This window comes from Clostridium sp. (assembly GCF_016650035.1).
Taxonomy (GTDB): Bacteria; Bacillota; Clostridia; order Clostridiales; family Clostridiaceae; genus Clostridium_AD.
Map to the genome: position 1 here is coordinate 1 of NZ_JAENWM010000128.1, position 7,507 is coordinate 7,507.

A 7,507-nucleotide genomic window follows, 5' to 3' on the forward strand; every position below is an offset into this window, starting at 1 on the left:
AAACATGTCTTTAGGAGGAGGACCGCAAAATTTTACAGACTTGTCAAGTGTTTTATGCGAAAAAAGTGGGGGAATCAACAAAAATTAATGATGCTAAAAATGAGTAATCACAGGAGCTAAGGAGTTTCCGTGAAAGCTCTAATTATACATGGGGGTATAGATGTGAAACAGGTAAAGATATTACATTGTGGAGATATTCATCTAGGAGCAGAGCTCACAACACTCGGAAGGAAAGCTGTGACTCGTAGAGCTGAAATCAAAAGAACTTTTATGAAAATTTTAAAATTATGTCAAACAGAGCAAGTTCAGATATTGTTAATTGCAGGAGATTTTTTTGATAATGTCCATGTAGAGGATAATGTGTTAGGCGAGATAAAAAATGGGTTTGAAGGCTTAAAGGATACCATTGTGGCAATTGCTCCAGGAAATCATGATCCTCTTACGGAAGATTCTCCATATTTAAAAAAAGACTTTTGGCCAGAAAATGTTATTATTTTTAAAAGTGCTTTAGAGAGTGTAGAGATTGAAAATTTAGGGGTTCGTCTGTGGGGGGCAGCTTTTACAGGAACCTATGTAACAACTTCAATGTTGCAGAATTTTACTGTGACCAGGGATGAGCTAATTAATATCTGTGTAATTCATGGCGAACTCGTTGCTCCAAATCAAAAAAGTAATTACAATCCAATTACGGAAATACAACTGTCAAAGAGTAGAATGGACTACGTGGCACTCGGACATATTCACAAACAGACTGAGGTATTAAAGACTGGTGATACATATTACGCTTATTCTGGATGCCCAGAGGGAAGAGGATTTGATGAACTAGATGAAAAAGGAGTTTACCTTGGAATTGTAGCCAAAGGACTTTGTAAGCTAGGATATCGCAGGATGTGTCAGCGTATGAATATTGAACTTCATGTGGATATTTCTGAAGCTATTAATTCTAAAATGGCAGTAGATATTATATTAGATAAAATGAAATCAAAATATGGGGAGAATTACTCAGAGAATCTATACAAAGTGATCCTCAAGGGAATGATTTCGGATAATGTTAGTATTAATATTGAGGATATCAAAAACACCCTTGATGAAGTATATTTCATTAAAATTAAAGATCATACAACAATAAAAATTGATTTTGATTCGGTTTCAACAGAGACAACCCTTCGGAATATTTTTATGCGAAAAATGATGGAACGGATAAATGATGCAGCTCCTAGTAAAAAAGAGGATTTAAACATAGCACTTAGACTCGGAGTAAAGGCATTTTTCGGGGAGGTAAAATATAGTGAAGATTAGTAAATTGCAGATTGGTAGTTTCGGTAAGTTCAAGGATTACGAATTAGATCTAAAAGATGGATTTCAGATAGTATACGGCAAGAATGAAGATGGAAAATCAACCCTTATGGCATTTATTAAAATGATGTTTTATAGCAAAATTGAAAGAGGAAGAGATATCGATAAAAATTTAAGGAAGAAATACCAGCCATGGGATGGTTCTATGATGAATGGTGCTGTTGAATTTGAACAGGGTGGAATATCGTATCGTTTGCAGAAAGATATAGGTGCTACTCCTGGTGCTGATAAAGTGAAGTTAATTAAAATGGGTACAGGTGAAACGGTATCACTTGGCAAGAATGAGGAAGTTGGAAAAAGATTTTTTGAACTTGATTTAGCTGGATTTGAACGAAGTGTTTTTATAAGCCAGATTGGAAGCTTCTCAGCAAATGGCAAAAGTGATGAAGTTTCGGAAAAACTAATATCAAACCTAGTTCTCTCAGGAGATGAAAATATTTCACAGCAACAGGTAATGAATCGTCTTAATGATGCAACTTTAGATATGGAGTCAAAAAATCGAAAAAAAGGGATTTTTATAGAGGCTAAAAATGAACTTGAATCATTGCAAAATGAAAGAGCTGATATTCAGATGCTAGAGAGTGAACAACAGGAAAATATGGAAAAATATCATCGTTTGAAAGAACAGCTAAAGCAGCAAAAAAATATCCGAAACTTATTAAAATTAAACATAGATAAAAATAAATTTAAGCAACTTACTTCCCTTATTGAAAAGATAACTAAATATACTGAATTAGAAAAAACATTAGAAAAAGAAGATATTCCATACGAGAGTCTTACAGGGTTTTTAGAAGATTGTAATTCTTTAATGGATGAAAGTGAGAAAACAAAGGGCAGCCTTCAAAAACTCAAGGGTTCAATTGATAATGAACTTAGGAATGAAGGTAATCTAATTCCTATTAGGGAAGATGAGTATAAACATCTGATTGAGCTAGTCCTAAAGGAAAAAAAACTTAAGGAGCTATTAAAAAGAATAGATGAAGACTTTATTCCAGTTCTTACTTCTTATATAGAAGCAAAAAATGATCGCAAAGCTTCCGAAACACTGTTAAAAAATGAAGAAGCCCTAGTTAAAGAACTACAAAAATTTCATGAAGAGTTCCAGAAGTACCAAGATGAAAAAAATATTAATGTTAATGAAAAGGAGAACCTTATCAATAATTTTGAGAGGGAAAAACTTCGATGGAACTCTGATAAACAGCTAAGGGAGCAGTGGATTAATTTTACTAGTGAAAAACTATTAATTAAGTCCCAGGTAAAAGATACTGGAAGTCAAAAAAGTAAAAAGAAAAATCCATTACTAACACTTAGCATTGTAATAGGTATTATTTCTATAATACTTTCGGTAGTTATACCTCCGGCTTTAATTGGAGTTATTATTGCAATTATTATGGGTGTGCGTGCAGTTAAGTCGAATAAACAAAATCAGACAACACAAAAAGATACTAATCATGACGATATAAATAGCATAGAACAGGAATTAAAAACTCGAAGGGAAGAAAACGATAAAGAAGAAGCGTTAATTACTGAAAAAACTAAAGAGTATGAAAGTAAAATATCAGATATCGCAAATACTATTGTTGGTATGGAAAAAGAGATAGAATCTTTGACAGAAAGAAGCAACAATTATCAAAATTCTCTAGGTAAGGTTCAAGGATTAACAAACGAGAAAGAGATGGCATTAAATCTTCTTAATGTTAGGCAAGAAACTTATCTTAAAGAAAGTAACTACCTTCTTGAAAAATACTCGGAGGATTCAAGTCTTGAGGAAGATGTTAAAATTACAGTTTTACAACAAGAAAATTTGGAGGAAGCTGTTGCTAGAGAATATAGATCTAGAATTGAAGAACTTTGCGATGCTTTGAGAATCAATCTTGAAGAAAAAATGAAAGAAAAATCCTGCCTTTCAGTAGAAGAGTTTGAAAATAAATATTTAGAGTATGCTTCTGACTCTAAAAATCGAACAGTTATAACTGAGGCGGAGCATGAATACTTAAAGAAAGTTGAAGAATTTTCAATTAAAGTGAAGGAATACGAAATTGTACAAAGCTATGAAGAGGCTAAACTTTTAACACAAAAGCTTTGGCAGCAAGTTACTCAATTGGAAAAAGAAAAAGATGAAACACTTAATATTGCTAAGGGGATGGGATATAATACACCTTCACTGGAATATTTAATGTCGGAAATAAGTAAACTTGAACCATCAATTAAAGAACTAGAAGAAGTTGGTGTAGATAGCTATGAAGTAGAAGAACTGCAGCAAAAAGAAAAAGACTTTGCTGGTGAAAATCTAGATCAACAATTTTTTGAATTACAGAAAAAAATTAAAACACCGGATAAAAACTTAAGTCAGGTTCAAGAAGAAATAGATGAAAAGAGCAAAGAGGTAAATGAAAAGGAAAACTACTTTAATTGCCTAAAAATTGCATCACAGGTAATGCAAGAGGCAACAGACGAGATGCGCCAGAGTTTTGGACCAGAACTTAACAGGAAGACAGCTGGAATATTCAATAGTCTTACTAATGGCAAATATGGGAACATACTTGTTACAAAGGATTATGATATTTCAATTCAATCAGGTATTCATTATAGAGAATGGAGATATTTAAGTGGTGGAACAGTTGATCAGGCTTATCTAGCATTAAGACTCGCCATTACAGAACTAATTTCTGATAAAAACGTTATGTTACCTTTATTTTTAGATGATGTGATGATGCAGTATGACGACGAAAGAATGGATGCAGCTTTAAAATTTATATCTGATTATGCTAAGGAAAAAGGACAGGAATTCCAACTGTTATTGTTCACTTGTCATAAGCATATTATAGATAATTCAAAGCCTTATAATACTGAAGTAGTTAACATCTAATATAAATTAAACTTTAAAGGAACATGAAAAAAAACTAAAATTTAATATATTGCAAAGAGCCGTATGCCTTAGTAGGTCACGTACGGTTTTGTTGAGGAGCATGTGCGGTGACGCACTTGTTTACTTAAGCAATTTGTTTTGCTAAAACAATTAATCATCATATTAAATTAAGGTGGTTATTTTTTTATGCAATTTCAGGGTGTAATTTTGATAAATAGACAAATTTATACTATAATATATGTAAAGCATTCAAAAAGAGAAAGTTTTATAGTCTGTATAGAAATATCAAAGAATAACTTCTAGTTATTGATACGACCTCAGAGGAAGCAATAAAAACTAGAAGTTTATGGTTACTAATTACAAAACACCTGAAGAAAAAACATTTAAAGCAGAGAATTTATATTTAAACTGATTTTAAGATTATCATATAATTCGGTGAAATTAATCTCTCCTGAATAGTCTGGGGGTATGTCGAAGTAGTTTACGCTAATTGATTGTGCCTTAAGCATAGCAATTATTTCTTCCATGAAGATACCCCTTATACCAGTAATGCTGCAGGTGGGGCTTTCATTTACTCCTATTATACCTACAAGAGAATAACCCTGTGCTAGGTATTTTTTTATGTCTTCTAAAATAGGGGTAAAGAGATTTCTACATAAAATTCTATATTCAGGGCTATCATATTCTTTTTTATTCATAGGCTTTCTTTGAGGTCCTAAAAATTTAAATTCTGGACAGGGAAGCTGAATTATGCCTAATCCTTGATCTAAAAGGGACTTAGCTATTAGAAATCCACCTTTTGATCTAGCTAGCGGAAGCACAACAGAATTTTGATTTAATATGCAATGACTAAGTAAAATTAATTTTTTATCTCTAAGCATTTTTTCACATCCTATAATAAATTTTCAAGTATATCTATTACTACTATTTTGACTTTTTCATCTTAATATAAATTGTAACATATTTATTTAACATAAAGATTATACATTTCTTTCCTCTATAGGTAAAGCTTGATTTATTGGAATTATGAATTAGACTTATTGAGAGGTTGAATATATAATTTAATATAGAAAAGCAAAAACTAGGATGAGTAATGTGAGAAATAAAAAATTATATATCATGATATTTTGCGCAGTATGCATTGCATTGAACATTGTACTTGGAATAGTTACTAGTAGTTTTAAATTGCCATTATACTTAGATACGATAGGAACAATATTAATTGCAGTGTATTTTGGACCATGGTATGGTGCTGCAGTAGGTGCATTAACTAATATAATTACCGGAATAATATTTAATCCAAAAGATATACCTTTTTTTATTGTAAGTGTTGCAGTAGGATTAATAGTAGGTTTTATAGCTAAGAAATACAAATTTAATTTAGTTACAGCTATAGTCACAGGTCTAATTTTAAGCGTGATTTGTCCATTAATAGGTACACCTATAGGCATTTGGGTGTATGGAGGATTAACTGGGACGGGTACAGACTTAATATTTATATGGCTAAAAGAAGTGGGAAACAATATATTTGTAGCTTCCTTTATTTCTAAAATCTCAAGTAACTTATTAGACAAAATTGGTTCTTGTATTCTAGTATGGGTATTAATAAAGGAGATGCCAAGGCAGTTAAGCAAAGATAGACTTTTGGAAGGTAAAATGTAGTGGATACTTTGGGTTAGAGAAAGTGGATAGGCATTTAGTGCTTATCCATTATTTTTTTATACAATTTTAGAGTAATATTTTTATAAATAGCAACAAAAACTGTTCCAGCTTTTGACAAGGGTCTGATCCCTTACACAGATTGGAAGTGAAACAGACAAGCTGTGTTGCTTAAATAGTTGTTGACGTTAAGTTTTGATTATGTTAATCTAGTATTAGATACCCCACATAGGTATAATTTTAACAATATAGACTATTAAATATGAAACTAATGGTTTACAATATATTGTATATTTAGTATAGAGAAGGGAATGGTTATAAAAATGGGACAAGTGTTTTATAAAAAAATATATTCGATTCAAGAGGCTTATGTAGCACTATATAAGGGATTAAGAACAATCAAATATTTGAAAAGAAATAAGAAAAACAAGCTAATTACTGCTGATTTTATTGAAAAAATTATGTTAGCTGTGACGGAGGTTAATGGTTGTGAAATATGTTCATTTGAACATACAAAAATGGCTCTAGAGATGGGAATGAGTAATGAAGAGATACAGAAGCTCTTGACAGGTAATACTCAAAATATTCCAGTTGAGGAGGTTTCAGCTATATTTTTTGCTCAAACCTATGCTGATAACAGAGGAAAGCCTACAAGTGATACATGGCAGCGTATCGTTGAAGTCTATGGGATAAAGAAAGCACTAGGAATTTTAGGCGCAATTCGTATGATTATGGTTGGAAACGTTTATGGCATACCATTTAGTGCACTCCGTAGCCGTCTAAAGGGCAAACCTATTAAAAAAAGTAGTCTATTTTATGAAATAAGTATGATTTTAAGTATTATAATATTTTTGCCGGTTGCTTTTATTCATGGTTTGATTTCTGATATAGCTAAAATTCCTATCATTACTTTTGAAAAATGTGACTAATAGAAGGAGAATGCGTGAACTCACTTCCACTTATAGAAGTGGAAGCTTCTTGGGTAGTATCTCCTAGCGGAGATAAATTTACCAAGCTAGCAAGGTAGAACCAACCTCTTTTATATTTATACTGGCATTGAAGTCTCTATCTATACTAAGACCACAATATTCACAGATATATATTCTATCCTTTAACTGCAGATTTTCATTTATATTTCCACAACTACTACAAGTCTTAGATGAGGGATACCATTTATCTACTTTGATAAGTTGTTTTCCCTTATCTTCTAATTTGTAGTTTAGAAAACTTCTGAACATACCAAAACCATTATCGGTAAGATTTTTAGCTGATTTTAATGTTTGAGCCATTGCTCTTAGGTTTATATCCTCAACTATTACTGCATCAAAAGTGTTAGCTAATCTATAGGATTTTTTATGTAGCCAATCTAATCTTTGATTCGCTATTTTATTTTGAAGGTTAGATATTTTCTTTTTTTGTTTAATCCAGTTATTAGATTTTAGTATTTTCATACTTAACCTTTTTTGCTGCAGTTTTAGTTTGCTCTCTAACTTTCTGTAGTATTTAGGGTAGTTGGCTTTTCTACCTTCACTATCTACATAAAAATCATGTTGAGAATAATCTAAACCTAAAATAATATTTGAAGGTGTTTGTTTTTCTTCAATATAATATTCTACTAAAACA

At 31.5% G+C, this 7,507-nt stretch carries 6 protein-coding genes; 4 read left to right on the forward strand and 2 right to left on the reverse strand.

The window, feature by feature from the left end; translation table 11 throughout:
* Nucleotides 1-162 precede the first annotated feature (162 nt).
* Both JJD95_RS18850 and JJD95_RS18855 read left to right on the forward strand, forming a co-directional pair.
* A complete protein-coding gene (locus JJD95_RS18850) occupies nt 163-1,299 on the forward strand; it encodes a DNA repair exonuclease (RefSeq protein WP_291644838.1) in 1,137 nt (378 codons plus the stop codon).
* The gene (locus tag JJD95_RS18855) at nt 1,289-4,225 is read left to right on the forward strand and encodes an AAA family ATPase (protein WP_291644840.1); all 2,937 of its coding nucleotides are present in this window, start codon (nt 1,289-1,291) and stop codon (nt 4,223-4,225) included. Before JJD95_RS18850 ends, JJD95_RS18855 begins: the two co-directional genes overlap by 11 nt.
* A 383-nt stretch (nt 4,226-4,608) precedes the next feature.
* Here the strand turns inward: JJD95_RS18855 and JJD95_RS18860 are convergent, their stop codons facing one another.
* Nucleotides 4,609-5,106, reverse strand: coding sequence for a CD3072 family TudS-related putative desulfidase (locus tag JJD95_RS18860; protein ID WP_291644842.1), 498 nt, complete (start codon nt 5,104-5,106; stop codon nt 4,609-4,611).
* Nucleotides 5,107-5,320: 214 nt separating this feature from the next.
* Here JJD95_RS18860 and JJD95_RS18865 point away from each other — a divergent pair, with 214 nt between their 5' ends.
* Nucleotides 5,321-5,887: a CD3073 family putative ECF transporter S component gene (locus JJD95_RS18865; protein ID WP_291644844.1), complete on the forward strand. Its 567-nt coding sequence runs from the start codon at nt 5,321-5,323 to the stop codon at nt 5,885-5,887.
* A 308-nt stretch (nt 5,888-6,195) separates the two neighbouring features.
* Entirely contained in the window at nt 6,196-6,813 is a 618-nt protein-coding gene (locus JJD95_RS18870) for a carboxymuconolactone decarboxylase family protein (RefSeq protein ID WP_291644846.1), read from the forward strand.
* A gap of 78 nt (nt 6,814-6,891) precedes the next feature.
* Here JJD95_RS18870 and JJD95_RS18875 read toward each other — a convergent pair.
* Nucleotides 6,892-7,507: transposase (locus JJD95_RS18875; RefSeq protein ID WP_291644847.1), on the reverse strand; the 616-nt coding region annotated here is incomplete at its 5' end.

What these genes read in the sequence shown, in the direction of transcription:
- JJD95_RS18860 (WP_291644842.1), bottom strand. Translation starts at nt 5,106, where the DNA reads ATGCTTAGAGATAAAAAATTAATTTTACTTAGTCATTGCATATTAAAT.
- JJD95_RS18870 (WP_291644846.1), top strand. Translation starts at nt 6,196, where the DNA reads ATGGTTATAAAAATGGGACAAGTGTTTTATAAAAAAATATATTCGATT.